The organism is Sphingobium sp. TomTYG75 (assembly GCF_054771635.1).
Genome location: NZ_BSRE01000001.1, coordinates 2261381 through 2286334 on the forward strand (window position 1 = coordinate 2261381; position 24954 = coordinate 2286334).

General features: G+C 61.9%; 20 protein-coding genes. 11 read left to right on the forward strand and 9 right to left on the reverse strand.

All coding sequences use genetic code 11. From position 1 onward, the window contains the following. Nucleotide 1 precedes the first annotated feature (1 nt). The 3 genes from ACYU81_RS11495 to ACYU81_RS11505 all read right to left on the reverse strand — a co-directional run bounded on the left by ACYU81_RS11495 (nucleotide 2) and on the right by ACYU81_RS11505 (nucleotide 3902). Nucleotides 2-1027, reverse strand: coding sequence for a transglutaminase-like cysteine peptidase (locus ACYU81_RS11495; RefSeq protein WP_460987718.1), 1026 nt, complete (start codon nucleotides 1025-1027; stop codon nucleotides 2-4). Nucleotides 1028-1143: 116 nt separating this feature from the next. Then, the gene (gene parE / locus ACYU81_RS11500) at nucleotides 1144-3117 is read right to left on the reverse strand and encodes a DNA topoisomerase IV subunit B (protein WP_460987719.1); all 1974 of its coding nucleotides are present in this window, start codon (nucleotides 3115-3117) and stop codon (nucleotides 1144-1146) included. A gap of 104 nt (nucleotides 3118-3221) precedes the next feature. Then, a complete protein-coding gene (locus ACYU81_RS11505; RefSeq protein WP_449471591.1) occupies nucleotides 3222-3902 on the reverse strand; it encodes a GcrA family cell cycle regulator in 681 nt (226 codons plus the stop codon). Nucleotides 3903-4017: 115 nt separating this feature from the next. On the opposite strand from ACYU81_RS11505, the gene ACYU81_RS11510 reads away from it, so the two are divergent. Further along, nucleotides 4018-4866, forward strand: coding sequence for an ABC transporter permease (locus tag ACYU81_RS11510; RefSeq protein WP_460987720.1), 849 nt, complete (start codon nucleotides 4018-4020; stop codon nucleotides 4864-4866). Nucleotides 4867-4887: 21 nt separating this feature from the next. On the opposite strand, the gene ACYU81_RS11515 is transcribed toward ACYU81_RS11510, so the two are convergent. Next, nucleotides 4888-5013, reverse strand: a complete 126-nt coding sequence (locus tag ACYU81_RS11515) for a hypothetical protein (RefSeq protein WP_460987722.1) — start codon at nucleotides 5011-5013, stop codon at nucleotides 4888-4890. Beyond that, on the reverse strand, nucleotides 5013-6329 hold the full coding sequence (locus ACYU81_RS11520; protein WP_460987723.1) for a UDP-glucose dehydrogenase family protein: 1317 nt from the start codon (nucleotides 6327-6329) through the stop codon (nucleotides 5013-5015). The genes ACYU81_RS11515 and ACYU81_RS11520 overlap by 1 nt, the downstream gene beginning before the upstream one ends. Before the next feature lie 160 nt (nucleotides 6330-6489). On the opposite strand from ACYU81_RS11520, the gene wecB reads away from it, so the two are divergent. The 4 genes from wecB (at nucleotide 6490) to ACYU81_RS11540 (ending at nucleotide 12011) form a co-directional block, all read left to right on the forward strand. Beyond that, nucleotides 6490-7635, forward strand: coding sequence for a non-hydrolyzing UDP-N-acetylglucosamine 2-epimerase (gene wecB / locus ACYU81_RS11525; RefSeq protein WP_449471597.1), 1146 nt, complete (start codon nucleotides 6490-6492; stop codon nucleotides 7633-7635). A gap of 136 nt (nucleotides 7636-7771) precedes the next feature. Then, nucleotides 7772-9067, forward strand: coding sequence for a UDP-N-acetyl-D-mannosamine dehydrogenase (wecC, locus tag ACYU81_RS11530; RefSeq protein WP_460987724.1), 1296 nt, complete (start codon nucleotides 7772-7774; stop codon nucleotides 9065-9067). Nucleotides 9068-9189: 122 nt separating this feature from the next. After that, nucleotides 9190-9900, forward strand: coding sequence for a polysaccharide biosynthesis/export family protein (locus ACYU81_RS11535; protein WP_460987725.1), 711 nt, complete (start codon nucleotides 9190-9192; stop codon nucleotides 9898-9900). Next, on the forward strand, nucleotides 9900-12011 hold the full coding sequence (locus ACYU81_RS11540; RefSeq protein WP_460987726.1) for a GumC family protein: 2112 nt from the start codon (nucleotides 9900-9902) through the stop codon (nucleotides 12009-12011). The genes ACYU81_RS11535 and ACYU81_RS11540 overlap by 1 nt, the downstream gene beginning before the upstream one ends. 135 nt (nucleotides 12012-12146) lie before the next feature. On the opposite strand, the gene ACYU81_RS11545 is transcribed toward ACYU81_RS11540, so the two are convergent. Beyond that, nucleotides 12147-14819, reverse strand: coding sequence for a coiled-coil domain-containing protein (locus ACYU81_RS11545; RefSeq protein WP_460987727.1), 2673 nt, complete (start codon nucleotides 14817-14819; stop codon nucleotides 12147-12149). A 79-nt stretch (nucleotides 14820-14898) separates the two neighbouring features. Here ACYU81_RS11545 and ACYU81_RS11550 point away from each other — a divergent pair, with 79 nt between their 5' ends. From ACYU81_RS11550 to ACYU81_RS11565, 4 genes are all read left to right on the forward strand, one after another. Beyond that, nucleotides 14899-15201, forward strand: coding sequence for an Hpt domain-containing protein (locus tag ACYU81_RS11550; protein WP_449471605.1), 303 nt, complete (start codon nucleotides 14899-14901; stop codon nucleotides 15199-15201). Nucleotides 15202-15279: 78 nt separating this feature from the next. Further along, on the forward strand, nucleotides 15280-16446 hold the full coding sequence (locus ACYU81_RS11555; RefSeq protein ID WP_460987728.1) for a hypothetical protein: 1167 nt from the start codon (nucleotides 15280-15282) through the stop codon (nucleotides 16444-16446). 45 nt (nucleotides 16447-16491) lie between these two features. Further along, complete coding sequence (locus ACYU81_RS11560) at nucleotides 16492-17583, forward strand: DUF2336 domain-containing protein (protein ID WP_460987729.1); 1092 nt, start codon at nucleotides 16492-16494, stop codon at nucleotides 17581-17583. Further along, nucleotides 17583-18965, forward strand: coding sequence for a sensor histidine kinase (locus ACYU81_RS11565; RefSeq protein WP_460987730.1), 1383 nt, complete (start codon nucleotides 17583-17585; stop codon nucleotides 18963-18965). Before ACYU81_RS11560 ends, ACYU81_RS11565 begins: the two co-directional genes overlap by 1 nt. 53 nt (nucleotides 18966-19018) lie before the next feature. Here ACYU81_RS11565 and ACYU81_RS11570 read toward each other — a convergent pair whose 3' ends face one another. Next, nucleotides 19019-20305 carry a citrate synthase gene (locus ACYU81_RS11570; protein ID WP_449471612.1) on the reverse strand — a complete coding sequence of 429 codons (1287 nt, stop codon included), beginning with the start codon at nucleotides 20303-20305 and terminating at the stop codon, nucleotides 19019-19021. Between the two features lie 10 nt (nucleotides 20306-20315). Next, on the reverse strand, nucleotides 20316-21779 hold the full coding sequence (gene gltX / locus ACYU81_RS11575; protein ID WP_460987731.1) for a glutamate--tRNA ligase: 1464 nt from the start codon (nucleotides 21777-21779) through the stop codon (nucleotides 20316-20318). Between the two features lie 36 nt (nucleotides 21780-21815). On the opposite strand from gltX, the gene ACYU81_RS11580 reads away from it, so the two are divergent. Beyond that, a complete protein-coding gene (locus tag ACYU81_RS11580) occupies nucleotides 21816-23990 on the forward strand; it encodes a ComEC/Rec2 family competence protein (protein WP_460987732.1) in 2175 nt (724 codons plus the stop codon). Here the strand turns inward: ACYU81_RS11580 and lexA are convergent. After that, a complete protein-coding gene (gene lexA, locus ACYU81_RS11585) occupies nucleotides 23951-24622 on the reverse strand; it encodes a transcriptional repressor LexA (protein ID WP_460987733.1) in 672 nt (223 codons plus the stop codon). The two genes, ACYU81_RS11580 and lexA, sit on opposite strands and share 40 nt — an antisense overlap. Before the next feature lie 152 nt (nucleotides 24623-24774). Here lexA and ACYU81_RS11590 point away from each other — a divergent pair, with 152 nt between their 5' ends. After that, nucleotides 24775-24927 carry a hypothetical protein gene (locus tag ACYU81_RS11590; protein WP_196225777.1) on the forward strand — a complete coding sequence of 51 codons (153 nt, stop codon included), beginning with the start codon at nucleotides 24775-24777 and terminating at the stop codon, nucleotides 24925-24927. Nucleotides 24928-24954 lie beyond the last annotated feature (27 nt).

A 24954-nucleotide genomic window follows, 5' to 3' on the forward strand; every position in this document is an offset into this window, starting at 1 on the left:
CTCAGCGGGCGGCGAACTGGACCGGCTGCGGCTTCGTTACGCGATAGCCGTGGGTCCAGCGGCCATAGGCGTTGAAGCTCATGATCGGCCGATAGTCGCTGACCTCTGAAGAAGGCAGCACCCGATCCGTCATATTGTCTAGGACCATCAGGTCGCTGCCTACACGCACTGCCAGCACCGCGTGATCGGCCTGCCTCACTAGATCGCGTGCGATGACGAGGAACATGGCGTGGCGATCGAAGCCAGCCGCTTGCAGAAGCTGCATCTTGGCGATGGCGTAATCTTCGCAATCGCCAGCCCCGCGTTGGAGCGACTGGCTGGCTGAAGCCCAGCTGTCGCGGCCCTGCCGATCGTCAACGAAGCGCAGGCGACTGTTGACCCAGCGATTTACCATTTCCACCTGCCGTAGCCCGGCGGCGGCGCGCGCCGACCGCAAGAGGCTGGCCGACAGGACCGTAGCCGGAGCGGAGCGGGCAGCGGCGGCCCATTTGTCGTCGAGCGGCGTCCGGCTGACTGCCATCGCCACCGATCCAAAGATGTCCGGCTGTCCCGCGCGCGGCGCTGGAGCCGATGGCAGGGGGGTGGGCTTGGGCATGGCGAAGGTGGCCGCAGGCGCTGTGATGAGGTCGCGCATGAAGGTGGGCACGAGGTCGGGTTGCTTATAGCTGAGTGCAGGCTGGCTGAGCGTCAGACGGATGCCTTGCAGTTCCCATCCGGGCATCCGCGACAACGTCCGGTCAACGCGGCTGTCGTTGACGATAGCTTGCGGTTCCGCGACTGGCGGCGCCCAGTTGAAGGATGACGTGCTGCCCTGCTGCGCGCTGATGGCTGCGAGGCGGCTCATGCCGCCTGCGAGCAGGGTGGACGCCAGGCGATCGGCCTGTCCATAGTCTGCGCCCTTCAACGCGGCGCTGGTGATGCCGGTCGGCGTAAGGGTTTGCGCAAGCGCGGCGCCGCTCTGAACCGACAGCAGCAGAGCCGGTGCGGCAAGCGGTGTGATGCGAAGGATCTGGGCGAAGCCTGACATGCTTGCCCGTATCGCGCGGAAGATTGAACATCCCGTCGCCCGCAGTGGTTAATGCTGCGGTAGCCACGAAATCTGGAGGGGGCACTGTCGCGCGGCGATGCTTGCCCGCGAGAGGGTTAGGCGTCGATTGCTTCTTCGTCCACCGTGGCCGCATTTTCCTGGATGAAGGCGAAGCGGTGGGCGGGGTTGGTTCCCATCAGGCGCTCGACCAGTTCGCGCACTTGCTGGCGATCCTCGATGTCGTCGGGCAGGGTGATGCGGATGAGGCTGCGGGTCTTGGGGTCCATGGTGGTTTCGCGCAGCTGGCCCGGATTCATCTCGCCCAATCCCTTGAAGCGGCTGACTTCGACCTTCTTGCCCTTGAACTCGGTGCGCAACAATTCTTCGCGATGGGCATCGTCGCGGGCGTAGAGGCTCTTGCCCCCGGCGACGAGGCGATAAAGCGGCGGCTGGGCGAGATAGAGGTGCCCGCGCCGCACCAGTTCCGGCATTTCCTGGAAGAAGAAGGTCATGAGCAGCGTCGCGATATGCGCGCCGTCGACGTCGGCGTCGGTCATGATGACGACGCGCTCATAACGCAGATTGTCGGGATTGCAGTCCTTCCGCGTGCCGCAACCAAAGGCCAGGATCATGTCGGCGATTTCCTGGTTCGCCAGGATCTTTGCATTGTTGGCGGAAGCGACGTTCAGGATCTTGCCTCGTAGGGGCAGGATAGCCTGCGTCTTGCGGTCGCGCGCTTGTTTGGCCGACCCGCCTGCCGAATCGCCTTCCACCAGGAAGATTTCCGTGCCTTCGGGATCGTCGGTCGAGCAATCGGTGAGCTTGCCCGGCAATCGCAGCTTGCGGGCAGAGGTCGCGGTCTTGCGCTTGACCTCCTTTTCCGCCTTGCGCTTGAGGCGCTCGTCCATGCGGTCGATGACATAGGCGAGCAGCGCCTTGCCGCGCTCCATATGGTCGGACAGATAATGGTCGAAATGATCGCGCACCGCGTTCTCGACGAGGCGAGCGGCTTCCGGGCTGGTCAGGCGATCCTTGGTCTGGCTCTGGAATTGCGGATCGCGGATGAAAACGGACAACATGATTTCCGAAGAGGTCACGATGTCGTCTGCGGTAATGTCCTTCGCCTTCTTGTTGCCGACCAGTTCGGCGAAGGCGCGGATACCTTTGACCAAAGCGGCGCGCACCCCGGTCTCGTGCGTGCCGCCGTCGGGTGTAGGGATGGTGTTGCAGTACCAGCTGTAACTGCCGTCCGACCAAAGCGGCCAGGCGATCGCCCATTCGACGCGGCCTGCGGTGTCAGGAAAATCCTGGCTGCCAGAGAAGAAGGCGCTGGTGGCGCATTCGCGTGTGCCGATCTGTTCCTTCAAATGATCGGCTAAACCGCCGGGGAACTGGAACACGGCCTCGGCTGGCGTGTCGTCGCTTATGAGTTCGGGCGCGCATTTCCAGCGGATTTCGACGCCTGCGAACAGATAGGCCTTGGAACGGGCGAGGCGGTAAAGGCGGGCGGGCTTGAACTTTTGCTCGCCGAAAATCTCTTGATCGGGAATGAAGCTGACCGATGTGCCCCGCCGATTAGGTGCCCCGCCGATCTTCTGAAGGCCGCTGGTGGGCAGGCCCTGCGCGAAGCTCTGGCGGAACAATTCCTTGTTGAGCGCGACTTCGACCACGGTCACGATCGAAAGCGCATTCACCACGCTGATGCCGACGCCATGCAGGCCGCCGGAGGTCGCATAAGCCTTGTCGGTGAACTTGCCGCCAGAGTGAAGCGTGGTGAGGATCACCTCCAGCGCCGATTTGCCGGGAAATTTAGGGTGCATGCCGACGGGAATGCCGCGGCCATTGTCGGTAATGGTCAGCTTATTGCCGGGTTCCAGCGTGACCTCGATACGGGTGGCATGTCCCGCAACCGCCTCGTCCATGCTGTTATCGAGCACTTCGCTGGCGAGATGATGGAGCGCGCGCTCGTCCGTACCGCCGATATACATGCCCGGACGGCGGCGAACCGGCTCCAGGCCTTCGAGCACTTCGATGGAGGATGCATCGTAATCGGAGGAGGAAAGCGGCTGGCTCGCGAACAGATCGGACATGCGCACAAGCTATAAGCGGGTCGGCGGCGGGCGCAAGCAGGAGCTATGAAGAAGGGGCCAGTCTCATCGACCGGCCCCTTCAAATTTCAAAGCTGAACGCAGGGTCAGCGAACGCGCGGACCGCCGAAAGGCAGGGGCGGAGGCGGACGGCGCGTGCCACGCGGCAGCTGAGCCTGATAGGCGCGGCCGCAATGTTCCACGCAATAAGGGAAGCCGGGGTTCACGGTCTCGCCACAGAAGTGGAAGTCCGGTTCGCCCGGATGGCCCATCGGCCACTTGCAGATACGCTCGGTCAGGTCGAGCAGCGACGTCTTGCCTGCGATTTCCGGGCTAGGCTTGGCAGGGACCAGGCGGCGGGGAGGGGCAGGCGGGATCGGTGCCTGCTGGTCGCCGGGACCCTGGCGAAGGAAGCCGCCCGGACCAACCGATATGATGCGTGGCTGCGGCGCGGGTGCAGGAGCGTCTGCGGCAGGAGCTGCGGCAGACTGTGCGGGCGCGGGCGCAACCGACGGCGCGGGGCGTGCGGGCGCGGGCGCGCTATGTTGCACGGGCGCGGCAGGTTTGGGCGCTTCGGCCTCAGGTGCAGGCTTGCGGACGGGGGCAGCCTTTTTGGGCGCCTCGTTCGGCTTTACGGGCGAAGGGCGCGATTGCAGGCCAAGGCGGTGCGCCTTGCCGATCACGGCATTTCGGCTGACACCGCCCAGTTCGTCCGCGATCTGGCTGGCGGTCAGGCCTTTTTCCCACATTCCCTTGAGCTGGTCGATACGCTCGTCGGTCCAGGACAATGAATGACTCCTCAAATTCTCTGGCTAGCGCCCTATATGGGACGCGCCTGCACAGGTTAAAGCCCATGCACAACGCCCTTGCGGCACAACAGACCAGCCGATAGTCGATCGAAGCATGAACGAACAGCCCCAATTTTCCGTATCCGCCTCTTCGCCTCCTCCTTTTCATGAGCCGGGTGAGCTTGTCATCCGCAACGTCAACTGGGCGGGCACCCGAGCGCTCTACCAGAAAGAGGTTCGCCGCTTCATGAAGGTGCAGCTCCAGACCATCTGGGCGCCTGCCGTCACCACGCTGATGTTCCTCATCATTTTCTCGATCGCGTTGGGCGGGGCGAACCGGCAGGTTCTGGGCGTCCCCTTTGCGGACTTCATCGCGCCGGGGCTCATGATCATGGGCATGATGAACAATGCCTTTGCCAACAGCAGCTTCTCGCTGCTCGCTGGCAAGATGCAGGGTACGCTGATCGACTATCTGATGCCGCCGCTTTCCAATAGCGAGTTGCTATTGGCTCTGGTCGGTGCGGCGGTGACGCGGGCTTGTTGTGTAGGGCTGGCGCTGTGGGGGGCGATGGCGCTGTGGCCGGGCGTCCATGTAACACCGGCGCATCCCTGGGCGATCGTCTGGTTTGGGCTGATGGGGGCGGCACTGACAGCGTTTATCGGGGTACTGACATCGATTTGGGCGGAAAAGTTCGATCATGCCGCCGCGATCACCAATTTCGTGATCGGGCCGATGACGCTGCTGTCGGGCACCTTCTATTCCATTGACCGGCTGGCGCCCGTGTTCCGCGCAATCAGCCATGCAAATCCGTTTTTCTACGCGATATCGGGCTTTCGTTATGGCTTCGTCGCGGCGGCGGATGGGGATGTTGTCGTGGGGAGCATCGTGCTGTTGGTGCTCAACGTGGCTCTGGCACTGCTGTGCTATGTGCTGTTGAAGCGTGGATGGAAGCTCAAAGCCTGATTTAGCCTCGGCGTTAATGGATCAGATGAACCCGGCTATCACGGGAATGGTCAGGGTCATGACGAACAGGCCCCCTGCCGCGATCAGCCAATGATGGAGACGGGGAAGGCCGATGTCATCCCGGCCCCCCTCCGGTTGAACATTCATCAGATGACGCCTTTGCCGCCCACGCGGGTTAGGGCAAAGCCTGCTGCTTCGGCTTCGCTGCGCGGATAGATGTTGCGTAGGTCAATAAGCAGAGGCTTGTTCATCGAAGCGGCAAGACGCTTGAGATCGAGCGCGCGGAAAATGTCCCATTCCGTGACCAGCACGAGTGCGTCGGCGCCAGTCGCGGCCTCGTAGGCGTCTTTCGCCATGGTGACGCCTGACATCATCGGCCGGGCGACTTCCATGCCTTCCGGATCATAGGCGACGATCCGGGCGCCCACATCTTCCAGGGCCTGTACGATGGCGAGGCTGGGCGCATCGCGCATGTCGTCAGTGTTAGGTTTGAAGGTGAGGCCGAGCAGGGCAACGGTCTTGCCGCGCGCTTCGCCGTCCAACGCTTTCACGATCTTGCGGCCCATCGCGCGCTTGCGCAGGTCGTTGACCTGCACCACCGTTTCCACGATGCGGATCGGCGTGTCGTAATCCTGCCCCGTCTTCACCAGCGCGAGCGTGTCCTTCGGGAAGCAGGAGCCGCCATAGCCGGGGCCTGCATGGAGGAATTTGCTGCCGATCCGGTTGTCGAGGCCAATGCCGCGCGACACGTCCTGCACCTCGGCGCCGACAGCTTCGCACAAGTCGGCCATCTCGTTAATGAAGGTGATCTTCGTCGCGAGGAAGGCGTTGGCGGCATATTTGATCAATTCCGCCGTGCGCCGTCCAGTGAACATGACGGGTGCCTGATTGAGGTTCAGCGGCCGGTAAATCTGCGCCATGACGGTCATGGCCCGTTCGTTGCCGGTGGTGCCCACGACGACGCGATCCGGCCGCTTGAAATCGCTGATCGCGGCGCCTTCACGGAGGAATTCCGGGTTGGAGATCACCTGGATATCGAGGTCCGGGCGTACTTCCTGGACGATGCGCTCAACCTCGTCACCGGTGCCAACTGGCACGGTCGATTTGGTGACGATGACCGTCGGGCCGTCCACGGCTTCGGCAATTTCGCGTGCGGCGGCATAGACGTAGCTGAGGTCCGCATGGCCATCGCCGCGGCGTGAGGGCGTACCCACGGCGATGAAGATCGCGTCCGCGCCCTTGACCCCCGCAGCGAGGTCGGTGGTGAAGGTCAGTCGGTCGGCCGCAGCATTGTTGGCGACGAGCTGATCAAGGCCGGGTTCGTAGATCGGCATACGGCCGGACAAGATCGCATCGATCTTGCCAGCGTCCTTGTCGACGCACACGACGTCATGGCCGAAATCGGCGAAACAGGCGCCTGATACCAGGCCGACATATCCCGTGCCGATCATCGTGATCTTCATAAACTACCCGCTGCCTCGTCCGAAAAAATGAAGGATTGACTGCGCCCTAGCATAGGTCATCGCACCTGCGAAAGCGCGCGTCGGAATTACCTCTTGTTCAGGGGATGGTTACGATTTGCTGGCAGGGGGTAGCCTTAAAGGCTCGCATCAGGGGGCAAAGATGAAAGTTGCGGTGGTATTCGGGACCCGCCCCGAAGCGATAAAACTGTTTCCCGTCATTCACGCGTTGCGCGCGAGGGATCATGTCGACGTGCGCGTGATCGTCACGGCGCAGCATAGAGGGTTGCTGGATCAGGTACTCGACATTGCGGGTATCAAGCCGGACATCGACCTCGACGTCATGACGCCGAACCAGACTCTGGATGGTCTCACGGCGAAGCTGATCGTCGATCTGGGCAAGGCGTTCGATGCGGAGAAGCCGGATCGGATCGTCGTGCATGGTGACACGCTGACGACCATGGTAGCGAGTCTTGCCGCCTACTATCGGCAAATTCCGGTCGCGCATGTGGAAGCGGGATTGCGCAGTGGGGATATTTATCATCCCTGGCCTGAAGAGGTGAACCGGCGCGTCGTCGCTTGCGTGGCCGACATGAACTTTGCGCCCACCGGCGCGGCGGCCGATGCCCTGATGCGGGAAAATCGCGATGCGGCGAGCATCCACATCACCGGCAACACGGTGATCGACGCGCTGCTTGCGACGCGCGAGCGGATTGCGGGCACGCCAGCCCTCGCGGCGGGCCTTGATGAACTGGCTTCGCGCTTCTCAGGAAAGCGCATCATCGCCGTCACCAGCCATCGACGGGAAAATTTCGGCGGGGGCATGGAAGCGATTGCCCGATCCATCGCCGACATTGCGGCTCGTCCGGATGTGGCGGTGATCTTCCCCGTTCATCCCAATCCCAATGTGCGCCCGATTATGGAGGCGGTCCTTGGGAAGCTGCCGAACGTCGCGATGATCGAACCGCTCGACTATCCGCATTTCGTGCGTCTGCTCGACATGTGCCATCTGGTCCTGACCGACAGCGGCGGCGTGCAGGAGGAGGCGCCCTCGCTTGGCAAGCCGGTGCTGGTGATGCGCGAAACAACCGAGCGACCTGAGGGCGTGGAGGCCGGGACGGCCAAGCTGGTGGGCACCGACCGTGCCCGCATTGTTGGTGAGGTGTTGGCGTTGCTCGACGATGACGAGGCATACCGGGCGATGGCACGGGCGCATAATCCCTTCGGCGATGGCCGCGCGGCGCAGCGGATCGCGGCTGTCATCGCGTCGGGAAGCGTCGAGGCGGAAGGTCTGGAGGAGGCGGCATAGCTTGGCCGCGCCCGTCTGCTGATCCTGCGTTCGCCAACAGTTTTCGACCTCATCGTCCGGGGATCGTTCGTTACCGGAATCTTCAGCATTTGCCTTCAAAAACAGGGGCAACTGATAGATTTTCCGGGATTATTGCATGCCTATCGACAAGCAGCAGAAGGTTTCCGTCATCGGGCTGGGTTATATCGGGCTGCCGACTGCGGCCCTTATCGCCCGCGGCGGAGCGCATGTCGTGGGCGTCGATGTCAGCGCTCATGTCGTTGAAACCGTCAATTCGGGCCGAGTGCATATAGAGGAAGTCGATCTGGATGGCCTGGTGCAGGGCGTGGTCGCGCGCGGGAACCTGCGGGCTAGCCTGACTGTCGAACCGAGCGACGTTTTCATCATCGCTGTTCCCACGCCGGTAGCGGAAGATCGCGCGCCGGATATCTCCTATGTGCTGAACGCGGCGCGAACCGTTGCTGAGGTACTGAAAGCGGGCAACACGGTAATATTGGAGTCCACATCACCCGTCGGCACCACTGAGGCCATGCGGGACCTGTTCGCGAAGATTCGCCCTGACCTCAAAATGCCAGGACCGGGCACGGCCGGGGACGTCGCAATCGCCTATTGCCCGGAGCGCGTTCTGCCGGGCCGCATTCTGGTCGAATTGATCGACAATGACCGTTGCATCGGCGGCATAACGCCGCGATGCGCGCGCAAGGCATTGGCCTTTTACCGTCAGTTCGTGCGGGGAGCCTGCATCACGACCAGCGCGCGTGCCGCCGAGATGGTGAAGCTCGTCGAAAACAGCTTCCGCGACGTCAATATCGCCTTCGCCAACGAATTGTCCGTCATTGCGGAAGGCATGGACATTGACGTGTGGGAAGTGATCCGCCTCGCCAACCGTCACCCGCGCGTGAACATCCTTCAACCCGGACCGGGAGTGGGCGGGCACTGTATCGCAGTGGACCCCTGGTTCATCGTCCATGGCGATCCGGAGAATAGCCGCCTGATCCGCGCCGCGCGCGAGGTGAATGATGCAAAGACCGACCATGTCGTTGCAAAGGTATCGGACCTGATAGACGAGTTTCCGGGCGAGGACGTCGCCTGCCTCGGCCTGGCCTTCAAAGCAAATATCGACGATTTCCGCGAAAGTCCCGCCGTGAAAGTGGCAAGCCGTCTGGCCCGCCGTTACGGCCGCCGCATCAAGTTGGTTGAGCCTTACGCGCAGGCTTTGCCCATGGAGTTTGCGGGCACCGGGGCGGAACTCATCGATCTCGATACGGCTCTGGAACAATGCGGCGTTTTCGTCATTCTGGTTGATCATGATATGTTCAAATCAGTCCCGGTGGACGAGCGTTTTGGCAAGGCGGTTTACGATACGCGCGGCGTATGGCCGGACCAGCCGCGCCGCCTGCCGCACGATCAGCCGGGGCGTATGGCGGGTTGACCGAGAGCTGCTTGGCCCAGAGCGCCTTGGCCGCAGTTGCCATGGCCATTTAGCCTCGCTAACCCCGCCCAAGCGTTTCGCCCCTCGGCGGACTGTTTGAAAGGCGTGGGGAATTTTCACCAATGGGCTGGCCGACCAACAGGAAGCATAGGGCTCTGGCCATCATTCTGGCCTCTGCCTCGCTTGGCGGCTGTGCAACGGTTGAAGACGCCCCCCGAGAAGCGGCCGCCTATGCGGTGATACCCGCCCCGCAGGCTGTCGGCCTGGACTATCACATCGTTCCTGATGATGTGCTGCGGGTGCAGATATATCATGAACCCGGCCTGTCGCTGGAGGATGCGGCGGTCACGGCGGCGGGTATGGTGCGTCTGCCGTTGATTGGCGATGTGCCGGTCGCAGGCTTGTCCGCCAGCGAGGCCTCAGACGTGATCGCTGGAAAGCTCGGCGAGCGTTATCTGGTTTCCCCTCAAGTTACCGTCTTCGTCAAAAAGGCCGTCGGTCGTCGCATCACTGTGGATGGCGAGGTGAGGCAGCCAGGGCTTTATCCCGTCGAAGGACGCGTCGGGTTGCTGCAAGCTGTCGCGTTGGCGAGGGGGCCGAGCCGCCTTGCCAGCCTGAAGCAGATCGTCGTCGTTCGTCTGGTGGAAGGCGAACGGAAAGCGGCGATGTTCGACTTGAACGCGATCCGCCGGGGCGAGGCGCTGGACCCTGAAATTCTGCCGGGCGATACGATCATAGTTGGGCTATCACGAGCGAAGGCCATTCTGGGCGGGACATTGCTGGCGCTGCCTGTGCTGGGGGCGGCCTTTGTGTCTCTCGACGGAGAGCATTGATGGCAGGCCGTACGATCCGCATCGATAACGACCATGCGCCCTTTGGACCGGAGGGACGCAGCGCTCGCATTGTGACGGCCGCCCGCGCTGCCTGGACGGCGATATGGCGTCATCGTATCATCCTGTTGGTCACCATGGCGCTTTGTGTGCTGGCGGGCACCATTTTCATACTTCTTTCGACGCCTGATTACCGCGCTACAGCTTCGGTCGAGGTCGAGGACGTACCCGCAGGCGCGGCGGGAGCAGGAGCAATCCAGCGCCCGGCCGCGCCCGCTGACAATGAAGCGCTGATGCAGACCGAGTTGGAGGTGCTCCGCAGCCGCGCCTTGGCCGAAGATGTGGCCCGCGAGTTGGCGTTGGTCGGCAGCCGAACCTTTTTTGATGGTATGAATGAACGGCGCCCCGAGCGCGGGTCCGGATCGCTCAGCCAGCGACAGGTCGAAACCGAAGCCATCATCGGCCTTCTGCGCGACAACCTGGAAGTGGAGTTGCCCGGCAAAAGCCGTGTCATCCGCATCAGCTTCACAAGTGCCGATCCCATATTATCGGCGCGGGTCGCGAACAGCTATGCCGACAGTCTGATCAGAGCGGACCTGAAGCGCGGATTTGAATCCGGCGTTCAGGCGCGACGTTTTCTGTTGGGGGAGCTGGACAGTGCGAGACGGGATCTGGAGCGCGCCGAACGAGACCTTGCCGCCTATGCCGCTCAGACCGGGGTGCCTTCAGCGACGGATGTGGATGGAGGCGAAAGGTCCGCCGACTCGAACGGTACGACCGCGACGCGGCTTGCGCAGTTGAATGCCTTTCGCGCTCAGGCGACCGCAGATCGCATCGCAGCGCAGAAGCGTTGGGAAAGCGCCCGCCTGTCCAGTGTCGAGACGCTGCCTGAAGTGCTGAACAACGGCGCGATGCAGCAGCTGATGACGCAACGGGCGCAAGCGCGGGCAGCGGTGGTGGAGGAGCGGCAGTTTCGCAAGGACGCCCATCCCGAAATGCGGGAGGCCCGGGCACGGCTGGCCGCGCTGGACGATCAGGCGATTGTAATGGCGAACAGCATCCGCGCCTCCTTGCACGAGCAGTTTGAAGTTGCCGTACATGGTGAGAAGCAGATCGAGGCTGAGATCGCAGGCGTGGAGCGCCAGGCGCAGGCAGAGCGTGGACGGGGCGTGCAGATGAGCATCCTCGAGCGCTCGGTCGATACATATCGGCTGCTGCATGACAGCCTGCTTCAGCGTTATCGTGACATGGCATCGCAAGCTGGTTTTCAGGCGGGGCGCATACAGCCGTTGGACCGTGCCGCCGTCCCTTCACGGCCATCGTCGCCGAATATCGGCATCACGATGCTGATGGCTTCGCTTGGCGGTCTGTTGCTGGGTTTGCTGATGGTCGCGGGACGCCATGTGTTCGATGACGCCGTGACGTCTGCCGATACGCTGGCGGAGCGTGCGAACATGCCGCTGCTGGGGACGGTTCCGGTTACCGACAAGCCGGCTGCGGAAACCTATGTGCCGATTGCATCCTCGCTGTTGCTCGCATCCTCGGCGGGGTTGCCTGCTTCCATCCTGATCACCAGCGCGCAGGAAGGTGAAGGCAAATCTTCGACCGTCCACGCACTGGCTCTCGCCCTTGCCAAGCTCGATCGCCGAGTGCTGGTGATCGACGCTGACATGCGTCGGCCGCGACAGCATGGCCTGTTCCATGTCACGCCCGAACGCGGCCTCAGCGAAGTCATGACGGGACAGGCCAAGGCGGAGGATGTGATCGTCGGTAGCGATGTCCCTGGGGTATCGCTTCTGCCTAGCGGCGCGATCCCGCCTAATCCCGCTGAACTTCTATCTACGTCCGCGTTGGACGTGCTGCTCGCGGCCGTTCAGGGACGTTATGACACGGTGCTGATTGATGCACCTCCGATCTTGGGTGTCCCGGATACTTCGCTACTCGCGTCGAAGGCGGAGGCGACGGTGCTGATCGTGGAGTGGGGGCGCAACCATCATGGTGGCCTGAGAGTGGCTGTAGACCGCTTGCGCCGGGCGGGCGGCGCCATCATTGGCGCAGTGCTGACCAAGCAACAGGGCCGCGCGTTTGAATATGAGTATCATAGGAACGGGTAGGGGCTGACTGTCTCCGTCGCTCTTCATCGAGTGAGGGGCCGGACTTGCGATGCCAGCTAGGGCATCACCCTTTTGACGCCCGGCATGGTCCGGTTCCATCCTCGCGATGGCTTCCTCGGTCTTTGTCCGCGAATTTTACTGACGCAGCCGTTCAATCGCCTGAGCTAGCGCGACGTAGAGCTTGCCCATATCGGACGAAAGCACCGCCACCCCAAGCGCATTGCCGTCCCGCGCGGAAAGGATGATCCGCAGCATGGATTCAAAATCGTGGATGTAGCGGTTCACATGCTCCTGGAACTCGGCATCATTGTCATAGTGCAGGGCGATCTCACGCGATTCCCCTGCATCCAGCAACTTGACCGCCCGGCGGGTGAAAACACCGCGATCGCCCTTGAGATAGGAGGCCCAGGCCGAGTCTGTCACGTCGTTCGACAGGATTTTGGCGACGTCGATCGAGGTGCTGTTGAGCGATTCGATAAGCAGGGCCGATCGGCGCGCAAAATGATCGCGGTCGCGGTCTTCGGCGGCCCGCTCCGCTTCCTCGATCCGGGATTGAACGCTCGCACTTGTGTCGGCAATTGTCAGCAGCTGCCGCGTAAGGCGATCGGATGCCTGGTGCGCAGCGCGAACAGCCTCCTCCGCGACCTGAGCGAGCTTTTCGATCTGCGCCGTTACCTTGTCATCGACTGCCTGCTGAAGGGCGGCCTCGCTGGCTTCAGCAAGAGACTGCGCGGCGTCCGGGATGGCACGGCCTAGTGCTTGGCGCGCTCGCTCGGCAGCTTGATCGGCGGTATCCTTGACGCGCAGCAATGCGGTCACCAGCAATGGGCCAGCGCCTTCGGTGATTCGCGTCGCGTCCTGATGAGCGTGATCGAGGGCTGTGCGGAGCTTCTCAACCAGTTCGCGGTTGGCCTCCACCCCGCTTTGCGTGCTTTCCAGCCATTCGGTAAGGCGGCGGCCCTGACCGCGTAGCAGTTCCTCAGCCTCTTGGGTGCGGCCGACCAGCGCTTCGGAAATGGCCTCCAGCCGCTCCATTTCCGGTGCCGCGCTATCAAGCAGTTCGCGGCTCGTGGAAATGCGCGTGTCGAAGCGCTGCAATGCGGCGGGGAAGGTTTCGTCCAGCTCCCGGACGCTAGAATCAAGGGCGACAAGTAGGGTTTCCGCACAGCTGATCAGCTTTTCCGCCGTAACCCCACCGGCAGCCAGGGCGTCATCGATCCGCTGCGTTTCGACGGTAAGGCGGGAAAGTGCCTCGGTAAGCCGATCGTTGCGGGACAAGGCGCTTTCTTCCAGCGCGGCAAAACGTGACTGCGCGCTTTCGATGGCCTCGCCAAGCGTCGCATGCAGGCCGGACACGAGCGCGCGTTGTCCTTCGACCAGATCGTTGATCTGGTGGAGGCGGCTTTCGACCTCGCTCATGTGATCGGAAATGGCCGAGACGGTTTCGTCGCCGATGCTCTGGATATCGCCGCGTGAGCGCGTCACCAGCGCGTCGAGAGCCTCCGCCTGTCGCGCCAGACCCTCTTCAGTGAAGGTCACGCCTTCCTTCGCGCGGGCGAAGGCGGCTTCAGTGCGTTCACGAAGTTGAGTTTCGATCTGTTCGGAGTCATGTGACAGAGCAGCGAGAGCGTTCTGGCTCGTCGCGGCAATGCCCGCCTGAGCCGTTTCAACGAGCGCGCGGAGCGCCTCAGCTTGCGCCGTCAGATCACGATCGGCCGCCGCCATGCTCTGCTGTGCATGCGCCACAGTCGTTTCAAGGCGCTGCCGCACGTCCCCTTCAACCCGGTCAAGGTTTTGCGTGAGCAATTCGATCGTCGCTTCGGCACTATTGGTTATGCCAGCGCGTGCGCGTTCCAGCAGGCTGGCGAGGGTGCTTGCCTGCCGATCCAGTTCAGCTGCTCCTTCCTGCATCGTCAGGCGGGCGCTTTGCGCTGTGGCGTCGATCCGCCCAGCCGCAATGTCGGCCATGCCGTTCACTTCCTCGGTCGCGGAGCGGGTAGCCTCCTGCAACTGGGTGAGCTGGCTCGACAGGCTCTTCGTAGCGGTCAGTGTGCGGGCGCGGGCATCGTCGGACAGTTCGCCAAGAGCGTGAAGCCGAGCCTCCAGCGTGTCGATCCGTTCCGCCAGCGCATGGCCGTTATCGATGATCTGCGCTGCCATGCGACTGGCCCGATCCTCCAGTTCCGGCATGGCAGAGATCAGGGCATCCATGCGCGTAACGAGGGCGGCTCCTGCGCGCTCGGCAGCTTCCGCCTTTTCGGTCGTGCTGTGGGCGCGACTGGCGATAAGTTCGGCAGAGGCCTCCATATTGCTGCTGGCGGCCGCGCCATAGCTGTCGAGCAGTTCGGCCTGGTCCTGCATGGCCTCTCGGGCGGTAGCCAGCTGATTGTTAATGCGGCTGAGCCGGGCTTCCAGCTGCTCCGCCTCCGCGTGTAGCGCGCGCGCCGTGTCGAGATAGCGGCGCGACTCGGCTCGGCTGGTGCGAGCGAGCAGCAGATAGCAGACGCCAAGCCCCACGACCGGCAGCAATATGGTCGTGATCAGGCCAGGCCACGCAGCAGGGCCTGCCTGCCATTGGTTCGTCGAGACTGTCGCCCATCCAGCAAAGCCAAGCCACAGCAGAGCTGCGAAGCCGAATATGGCCTGCGTCCGCCGACTGAAAGGATCGCCGTGCTCCTCCGCCTCGACGTCTTCATCGCTGTCATCGACGACCTGCTCCAACAGCAGTGTATCGTCCTTCCGCGACTCGTCAGAAGTCGCGATGCTTTTGTCTCGCCAAAATTCGACGATGGTGCTGCCCCCGGTCATGACCCCATCCTACCATCTTTTCAGCGCAACAAAATGCCCTGTTACCAAAACTTAACGCAAGCCCGATAGCGTTCGGCCCATGTCATACGATCCTGGTGCCCTGAATGCTGCTCTTGCTGCCGCTGTCGGCGAAGATTTCACGCTGATCGCGGACCTTCGTGTGGCCTTCATGGAAAGCGCCGAACGCCAGCTGGACCTCCTCCGCAATGCGCAGTCCGACGCGAACTGGGAAGTCGCATCATGGCGGCTGAAGGGGTTGGCGGCGAGTTTTGGCCTTACGCACCTCATGGCATTGGCTGATGAGGCAGCGGATTGTGCAAGGGGCGATCCCCGCATTCTTCGTCAATTGCGGATGGCGATTGACCGTCTTCAGCAGACCTGAATCGCAGCATGCTTGCGTGATGGCGGCAGCCTTGCGAAAAGGCAGGTTCACACAAGAACGGGTCAGTTCCATCTCAGCATGACTTTTGCGGCCATTCTCAGCGCCAGCCGGGCGTCCAGCGATTCTTCGGCGGCCCTCCGCGCCAGCCTGCATTTTGCGGGGCAGACGCTGGTCGAATATCAGGCGCGCCAAGCTGCCCGGGCGGGGGCAGATCGCATCATGATACTTGTGAGTGTCATAACGCCCGCCCTTTCACAGGCGGTGGACAGGTTGAGTGCCGACGGGATTTCCGTCGCCCTGGTTCGCGATATGGTGTCCATGGTCCGGGACGCGCCGCGCGATGCAGATGTGGTTCTGGTTGCTGACGGGGTCGTCATTGCACAGGGTCATTTCGATGCCATAGCCGAGCGGGAGGGCAACGCCCTTCTGGTCACGGATGACAGTCATGCCAGCGCTCCGCTGGAAAGGATCGATGCAGGTCAGCGATGGGCTGGCCTGGCCCGGATCAGTCCAGACCTGCTTTTCGGCACGCTCGACATGATCGGTGACTGGGACCTGTCGCTGACACTCGTTCGAGCGGCCGTGCAGAATGGCGCTCGCCGAATCACTGTTCCACAGGATGATCTGCTGACGGGGCGCGTAGCGCTGGTCGATGGGCAGGCGCAGGCGGATCTGGTCGCTCAAGCGGTGATGTCCGCTGGTTCGTCGGCGAAGAGAATGCGGGGCTTGGCTGAACATTATATTTTGTGCCCTGCCGCTCGATTGTTCAGCCCCGCCCTGATGCGCACCCAAGTCCCGGCGGCACAAGTGCGCATTGCAGCCATGGCTTTGGGTGCGATTGCCCTAGTGCCGATAGAGTTGCTTTGGCCCGCGACGGGGTTCCTTTTGTTATTGCTGGCATTAGGGCTCGCGGAAATCGCGGATCGGCTGGATGAACTGGCCCTCCGATCGCCACCGGCTGGATGGACCGCATTCGTTGTCCCCTTCTTCGCGGTTGGCGGTATATCCCTCGCAGGAGGGAGCGTGCTTGCGACATGCCTCGCGCTGCTGCTTGCCATCATTCAATTTGCTGACCGCTGGAACAGGACGGGGGGAGCGAGGGCCTGGATGATCTTCACGCCCGCAAGCGCGGTGATCCTTCTGTTACTGACGACTTCGCTGGGCGCGGCGATGATGGGTTTTCAAGTCGCAATGCTGGCCGCCATAGCATCCGCAGGTGCGATCATCCTGCGCAAACCCGCCTGATATATTTCACGCATAGGGTTTAGTGCATTTTAAGGACGTGCGGCTATGTTGGCCGCCATGAGTGCCTTTTCGTTCCTTACCGGACCAACGGCGGCGGACAGTTGGCCTGCGGCACGCGTCCTGGCCGGCATGTCCGCCGTGCCCGTGGGTCATGCCATTGATCTGGCATTTTTCTTTCCCAATGAAGGGCGGGAACGTCACGATGCGCTGATGGCCGAAACGCGGCGCCATCTGGGCGGCTGCGTCACTGGCATCGAACATGCCCTGCGATTCGCTCTCGACCGGCCAGACGTGACGAGCCTGCTGGCGCAGCAGCCCGAAGCGATTTGCTGGCCGACCATTTGCGCTCAGCCAACATTGCTCGGCCCGGCGTTGCTCTCCCACATGCAGATGCGTGCAGGTGTTACGCTATTGCTGCGGCAATTTGGTCAGCCCGATGATCGATTGGACGAGACGGAAGCAGAGATCATCTTTCCCACCGATGATCCAACCGTGACGGAAGCGCTTGCCGCCCTTGCCATGGCGGAGGGACGTTGGCTGACGCTGGGCGGGGAAGACGAGCCAATGCAGCCGGATATTCCTGCCGAACATTATGCGGAACTCCTATGGACGGCCGCCGCTTGCCTGATGGCTGTCGTTCAGCGGACGTCGTTATTGGATGCTGGGGAAATCCTGCCCGCGGTCGAAAGAGCGGGGTGGGCCTTATTGGCTGAACATGACGAGAGTCGGAGTCCGATCGCAGCGGCAGACAGGTTGGTGCGCCGCCTGGGCGAACGTGCCGACATGCCCGAATTGCTGGGCGCTGCTCTGGGCCAGCGGCGATTCCTGCTATTTGCGTCCCTCGCGGCTCGGCGATTGCGCATGGATAGCGCGCATGTTGCCGACATATTGGTGATGGGGCCGGTTTCTGAACTGGCAGCGCTGTGCCGATCGTTAGGGGGATCGGATGCCGACTATCGTCATCTGCTGATGGCATTGCGGCCTGTCCGGCCTTCGCTCACGGACGCTGCGATCATCGTGGAGGCGGAGCGGTATCAAGCGTTGACAGAGGCGCAGGCGGACGGTTTGGTGAACGCGTTACGCGCGCCTCGGGCACTGCGTGCGAAAATCGATCATCTGCGGCGGATCACTGTCTGATGAATATGCCGGTGCATCCTGCCATTATCCGCGCGACTGTAGCGGCGAATGGATTGCTGTTGAGCGCGGATGCGCCTTTGCTGGCCTTGCAGCGTGAGGCGGGCTCCGATCTTGGCGCGGTGTTGGCTATCCCTCAGTTGGCAGCACTGGCGCGGCTTGCGTCGCGCCTTTCTGTTACCGTTTCACGATCGGTAACGGCGGCGGCCGAGCGCGGTGACATCGACATGTGGGTGCGGGCAAAGCCTGAAGCTGACGGCGTACAAATATCCGTGATCGAATGGAATGAGCGGCCAGCAACTGCTGCTCCTGCCGATATGGTGCGTCGGGAAGCAGACATTGCGGCCGTCTCGGAAGGCTGGACCTGGCAAATCGACACGCAACTGCGGTTCCAGATGGTTTTGGAAGGAGCAGGGCCGGAAAGTGCCTTGCCCCAGCAGCCTCCGATACCCGGTAGCCGTCTGACCAGCTATTTCGAATTGCGGCCGGATGAGGAGGGTGACCTGGCCATTCTGCGCGGATTTGCGCAGCGTCGCGCCTTCCGTGACCAGATCGCGACCTTGATTGCCGAACCTGAGCAATGCTTTCGGCTTTCGGGCTTCCCGATGTTCGATCTGGCGGGGCAGCTATTGGGTTACCGGGGCAAGGCATTTCCATTGGACCGAGCCATTCTGGCCCCTCATGTGCCGCCTGCGCCCGCCGTTGTCATATATCCGGCAGAGTTCGGGCGGCGCCTGGATCGTTCCCTGCGCCAGCCATTGGGCCGGATCATCGCCAATGCGGATTCGATCAACGCGCAGTTCGATGGGCCGTTGCGCCCGGACTATGCGGGTTATGCTTCCGACATCGCGGCAGCCGGACGTCATCTGATGGCGTTGATCGATGATCTGGCGGACTTGCAGGCGATCGACAGGCTGGACTTCACCGTTGCGACCGAGGATGTGGACCTGGCCGATATTGGACGACGGGCCGCAGGGCTGTTTGTGGTCAAGGCGATGAGCCGCAAGATCAAGCTTTTCCCACCAGAGGCGGAGCACAAAACCGTTGCGACGGGTGAATTCCGGCGCGCGCTGCAAATCCTGATGAACCTCGTCGGCAACGCCGTGCGCTACGCGCCCGAGGATAGCGAAGTGCGGATAGAGACTGGCGTCGATGACGGACGAGCCTGGATCGCTGTCATGGATCAAGGAGCAGGTGTCCCGGAAGATAGTCGAGAGCGCATCTTCCAAAAGTTCGAACGGCTCGGCCGGAGTGATCCTGGCGGTAGCGGTCTTGGCCTCTATATCTCTCGCCGACTTGCGCTTGCCATGGGTGGAGACATTCAGATCGGCGATGCCCATGGTGGGGGTGCGCGATTTACGCTGACGCTACCGGCAAGCAGCTAGAATAAAAAACGGCGCCGATTTGGCGCCGTTCCTTTTTTATCGGCTGACCGCGATTAGCGTTGGCTAACCGGGACATAGTCGCGCTCTGCCGGGCCGGTGTAGAGCTGGCGGGGACGACCAATCTTCTGCGCTGGGTCAGAAATCATTTCATTCCACTGCGCGACCCAGCCAACCGTGCGGGCGAGGGCGAAGAGCACCGTGAACATCTCGGTCGGGAAGCCGATCGCCGACAGGATCACGCCCGAATAGAAGTCCACATTCGGGTAGAGCTTCTTTTCGATGAAGTAAGGATCGTTGAGTGCGATCTGCTCCAGTTCCTTGGCGACGTCAAAGACGGGATCGTTGACGCCCAGCTTTGCCAGGACGTCCTTTGCCGTCTTCTGCATGACGGTCGCGCGCGGATCGTAGTTCTTGTACACGCGATGGCCAAAGCCCATCAGGCGGAACGGATCATCCTTGTTCTTGGCGCGGGCGATATATTCCGGAATGCGGTCCACCGTGCCGATCTCGCGAAGCATGTTGAGCGCGGCTTCGTTCGCGCCGCCATGGGCCGGACCCCAGAGGCAGGCGATGCCAGCGGCGATGCAAGCGAAGGGGTTGGCGCCCGACGAGCCAGCGAGACGGACGGTCGACGTCGATGCGTTCTGCTCATGGTCAGCATGCAGGATGAAGATCTTGTCCATCGCGTCCACGATGACCGGATCGGGCTCATATTCCTCGGCGGGGACCGAGAAGGTCATCCGCAGGAAATTGGCGGTGTAGCTGAGGTCGTTGCGGGGATAGACGAAAGGCTGTCCCACCGAATATTTGTACGCCATGGCCGCGATTGTCGGCATCTTGGCGATCAGGCGGTGGCTGGCGATCTTGCGCTGTTCCGGATCATTGATGTCCGTCGAGTCATGGTAGAATGCGGACAGAGCGCCGACCACGCCGCACATGATCGCCATGGGGTGCGCGTCGCGGCGGAAGCCACGATAGAAGGTGGTGAGCTGTTCGTGCACCATGGTGTGGCGCGTGATTGTGCGGGTGAAATCTTCCAGATCCGCCTTCGAAGGCAGTTCGCCATTCAGCAGGAGGTAGCTGACTTCCATGAAGCTTGATTGTTCTGCCAGCTGATCGATGGGGTAGCCGCGATGCAGCAGGATGCCGGCGTCGCCATCGATATAGGTCAGGCCGGAATCGCAGCTGGCCGTAGAGGTGAAGCCCGGATCATAGGTGAACATGCCGGTGTTGGCGTAGAGCTTGCGAACGTCGATAACCTTGGGGCCGACGGAACCGCTCAGGATACCATAGTCCTTGGTATCGCCGCCGACTGTCAAAGTGGCATTATTGTCCGACATCTCGTTCTCCTTAATTGCCAACAGCGCGCGATGCCTGCCTGGCATCCGCGAGCCGCTCCAAGCTCCTGTCTTTTCCAAGAAGGAAAAGGACATCAAATATCCCCGGCGAAACCGTGCGACCGGTTAGCGCCGCGCGTAGAGGTTGAGCGACTTTGCCCAGCCCCAATCCGACTTCCTCTGCCACGCGGCGGATCGCTTCCTCGATCGCTTCGACCGTCCAGGATGGGACGGAATCAAGAGCGTCGGCGGTCTTCCCCAGCAGCTCGCGCGCCGAGTCGTCTAGCAGAGCAATTGCCTTGTCGTCAAAATCCAGCGGGCCTGCCTTGAACAGGAACTCGGCGCCCTCGGCAATCTCGTTAAGTGTCTTCGCGCGTGGCTTGAGCGAAGGCATGGCTTGCGCAAGAAGCGCCATCGCCTCGACCGACGGGGTCGTGCCGAGCCGTTGCGCCACGCGCGGCATGACCAGTTCCGCCAGGCGCTGGTCGTCGGCCTCGCGCAGGTAGAATGCATTGAGATTTTCAAGCTTCTTGATGTCGAAGCGGGAGGGCGATCGGCCGACGCCGCTTATGTCGAAGAGTTCGATTGCGCGATCTCGTGAGATGGTTTCTTCATCGCCATAGCCCCAGCCGAGACGCAGAAGATAATTGAGCACGGCTTCGGGCAGCATGCCCATCTCGTCGCGATAGGCATCGACACCCAGCGCTCCGTGCCGCTTCGATAGCTTTGCGCCGTCCGATCCGTGGATCAAAGGAATATGGGCATAGACTGGCTCTTCCCAGCCCATCGCCTTAATAATGCCGAGCTGGCGAAACGCATTGTTCAGATGATCGTCGCCACGGATCACATGTGTGACGCCCATGTCGTTATCATCGACAACCACGGCGAGCATATAGGTCGGCGTTCCGTCGGAGCGGAGCAGGATCATGTCATCCAGTTCCGCATTCTGCACGACTACCCGGCCCTGGACCGCGTCGTCGATGACCGTTTCGCCTTCGCGCGGCGCCTTGAGCCGGATGACGAACGGGGCATCGGCCGGAGCTTCCGAAGGATCGCGGTCCCGCCAGCGGCCATCATAACGCATCGGCTGCTTTGCGGCGCGCTGCTGTTCGCGCAGTTCAGCCAGTTCTTCGGGGGTCGCGTAGCAGCGATACGCATGGCCAGCGGCGAGCAACTGGTTAGCGACCTCTGCGTGCCGCTGCGATCGCTCAAACTGAAAGACGGCGGGCTCATCACCTGCAAGGCCGAGCCAGTCAAGGCCGTCGAAGATCGCGGCTACAGCTTCCTCTGTCGAACGGGCGCGATCGGTATCTTCGATGCGCAACAGGAACTTGCCGCCATGGTGCCGGGCGAATAACCAGTTGAACAACGCGGTGCGCGCGCCGCCGATGTGAAGAAATCCCGTGGGCGATGGCGCGAAACGGGTTACCACCTGCTTGTTCAAACCCGTTGCACTCACCGCTTTATTCCTCGACATCCGCCTTGCTCATTCATGAACGCGACGCCCCCTAGCATGGCTTTTGAGCCACGACAAACGTCCGTTGCGCCGATAATAAGGCGCAGCGGCCATCAGCTTTTCGCGCGCTTGGAACAGGCACTGGAGGCTGAGCGGGAGCAACTTGCGTTTTGGGTGCCGGTGGGCCTTGGATTGGGCATAGCGGCTTGGTTCTTTCTACCTAACCAGCTGACATGGCTATCTTTTTGCTGTTGCGCGATTGCGATTGCGAGTGGCGGGCTGATGTTGCCGGAGGGCGGCCGGATACGCCATGCGATCATATTGGGCGGTCTGCTTGCTGCGTCAGGTTGCCTGTTGATATGGGGGAAAGCCCTGATTGTCGGCACGACCCCATTGCCGCGTGCCGCATTTGTGGAAGTGACTGGCGAAGTCAGGTCAGCCGACACGGTGCCCGCGCAGCAGATGAGTCGCGTATCGATCCGTCCGATCGACATGCCTGCGCTGCCTTCCCTGATCCGGGTGAACATAGCTGCGGCGGACCTACCCGCAGGGGTTGGCAAAGGTGCCATCATTCGCTTTCGCGCCCGGTTGATGCCTCCTGCCGAAGCGAGCCTGCCCGGCAGCTATGATTTTTCGCGTCGCGCTTATTTTCAGGGGATTGGGGCAACAGGACGCGCGCTCAAGCCCATCGTCGTGCTACGACCATCAACGGAGGCGCCGCCTCTGCGCAATCGTCTTTTCGCGCATATATTGAAGAATGCAAATGGCGACGGAGCGGGGATCGCCGCAGCGCTGGCGACGGGGGATCAGGGCGCGATCAGCGAGGCGGACGCCGACGCGATGCGCCGCAGCGGTCTTGCCCATCTGCTCTCGATCAGCGGGTTGCACGTCACCGCCCTCATCGGCGCGGTCATTTTCCTGCTGATGCGGATCATGGCACTCAGCCGACGTGCGGCGTTGGACTGGCCGTTGATGCTGATCGCTGCGGCCGGTGGTGCGCTGGCGGGCCTGGGATATACTTTGCTGACGGGCGCGGAAGTGCCGACGGTTCGATCCTGCGTCGCGGCACTGCTGGTGCTGGGAGGGCTTGCGCTTGGGCGCGAAGCCATCACCTTGCGGCTGATAGCCGCCGGTGCACTGGTGGTTCTGTTGGCATGGCCAGAGGCGCTGGCGGGGCCAAGCTTCCAGATGAGTTTCGCCGCAGTTATCGCTATTGTTGCCTTGGGCGAACATCACCGCTTTCGGGCGTTCGCGGCATCCCGTGACGAGCCAGCGCTTCGGCGACTGGGTCGCCACCTTGCCGTCCTGCTTCTCTCCGGCTTTGCGGTGGAAATGGTTCTGGCGCCGATCGCGTTGTTCCACTTTCACAAGGCCGGGATGATAGGCGCTTTTGCAAACCTTGTGGCTATTCCCCTGACGACCTTTGTCGTCATGCCGTTGGAAGCGTTGGCCCTGCTGCTGGATGTTGCCGGTCTGGGTGCTCCAGCCTGGTGGCTGACCTCCCGCGCGCTCGACGTGCTGTTGCTGATCGCGCATTGGGTGGCGGCAAGTCCTTGGGCGATCGTCACTGCGCCCTCGGTGTCCAACGTGATTTTCGGGATCATCGTGCTGGGCGGCCTTTGGTGCCTGCTGTGGCGAAGCGCTTGGCGGTGGGCGGGAATGGTCCCCGTGACGCTGGGGATGGCCATTATTATGATGAGTTCGCCCCCCGACATTCTGGTTACAGCGGATGGGCGCCATGTGGCCGTTCGCGGGCAAGACGGCGGCATGGCTATTCTGCGCGAACGGGCCGGAGACTATGTCCGCGATATGATTGCAGAGAGTGCAGGCTATGGAGGTCCGCTGGGCGCTCTTGCAGACTTGCCCGAGGCGCGTTGTTCCATGGACTTGTGCATGGTGGCCCTAACCGGAGGAGGGCGCATATGGCAGCTATTGGTGACGAGAAGCGGGGTTGTCGTACCCAAGGACATCCTGGCACGCGATTGCGCGCGCGCCGACATCGTTATCGCTGACCGCCGCCTGCCGCCATGGTGTCGGCCCCGCTGGCTGAAAGCCGACCGGCGGTTGTTGGCACATACCGGCGGGCTGGCAATCGATCTTGATGGAGGAACCGTGCGAACCGGGAAAACAGTGGGCGACGCACATCCGTGGGTCGCCCGGCCTTCCTATCTTCCGGCTCGCCGCCGATCCGATCAGTTGTACCGTCGCAGCAGACCAGCCAGCTTTCCTTGAATGCGCACCTGCTGCGAATCGTAGATTTGCGGCTCATAAGCATTGTTGGCCGGATCGAGCCTGACCTTAGGTCCCTGGCGATGATAATATTTCAGCGTCGCCTCGCTATCCTCGATCAGTGCGACCACGATTTGCCCCTCGCGCGCGACTTCAGTGCGCTGGATCAGTGCAAAGTCGCCGTCGAGGATGCCCGCATCGATCATCGAATCGCCCGAAACCTCAAGAGCATAATGGTCTCCGGCACCCAGTAGAGCCGCAGGAACGGACAGCATATTCTGTCCTTCCATGGCTTCGATCGGAACGCCTGCGGCAATCCGCCCGTGAAGGGGGATGTCGATCACGTCATTGGCTGCGACCGGGGGCTTGGCCGACAGTTGCGGTTTGGGTGTCGCTGCGACCTTAGGAGCGCGATGCATCGCTTCAGGAAGTTTCAAAACCTCCAGTGCTCGTGCCCGATTTGGCAGGCGGCGGATGAATCCGCGTTCTTCCAGCGCATTAATCAACCGGTGAATCCCGGATTTCGATCGAAGATCGAGCGCTTCCTTCATCTCCTCAAACGAAGGCGAAACCCCGCCTTCCTCGAGCCGAGTTTGAATGAAGCTGAGCAATTCCTGTTGCTTGGGCGTCAGCATGCCGACTTATCCTCCATGGAACGGATGGAGAACGCATAGGAAACGTAAGGAGGCAAGTCAAGCAGGGTTGCGCCAAGCGTAACGAAAGGAACGGACCCGCGTCACAGCCGTTCAGTAGCGGCCTTCCCAAAGAGGGTGAATAGGAGAGTAAGATGGCGAACCAGAACGATCAGGACAAACAGCGCCGCCAGCAAGGTGGTGACCGCTCAAGCCAGGGCGGGCGTCAGCAGCAGCAGGAAAATCGCCAGGGTCAAATGGGCGAAAGCCGCAAGGACAAGAGCGATCACAGCAAGCAGCAGCGCTGATCTACGTTTGGTTGGATCAAGGGGAGG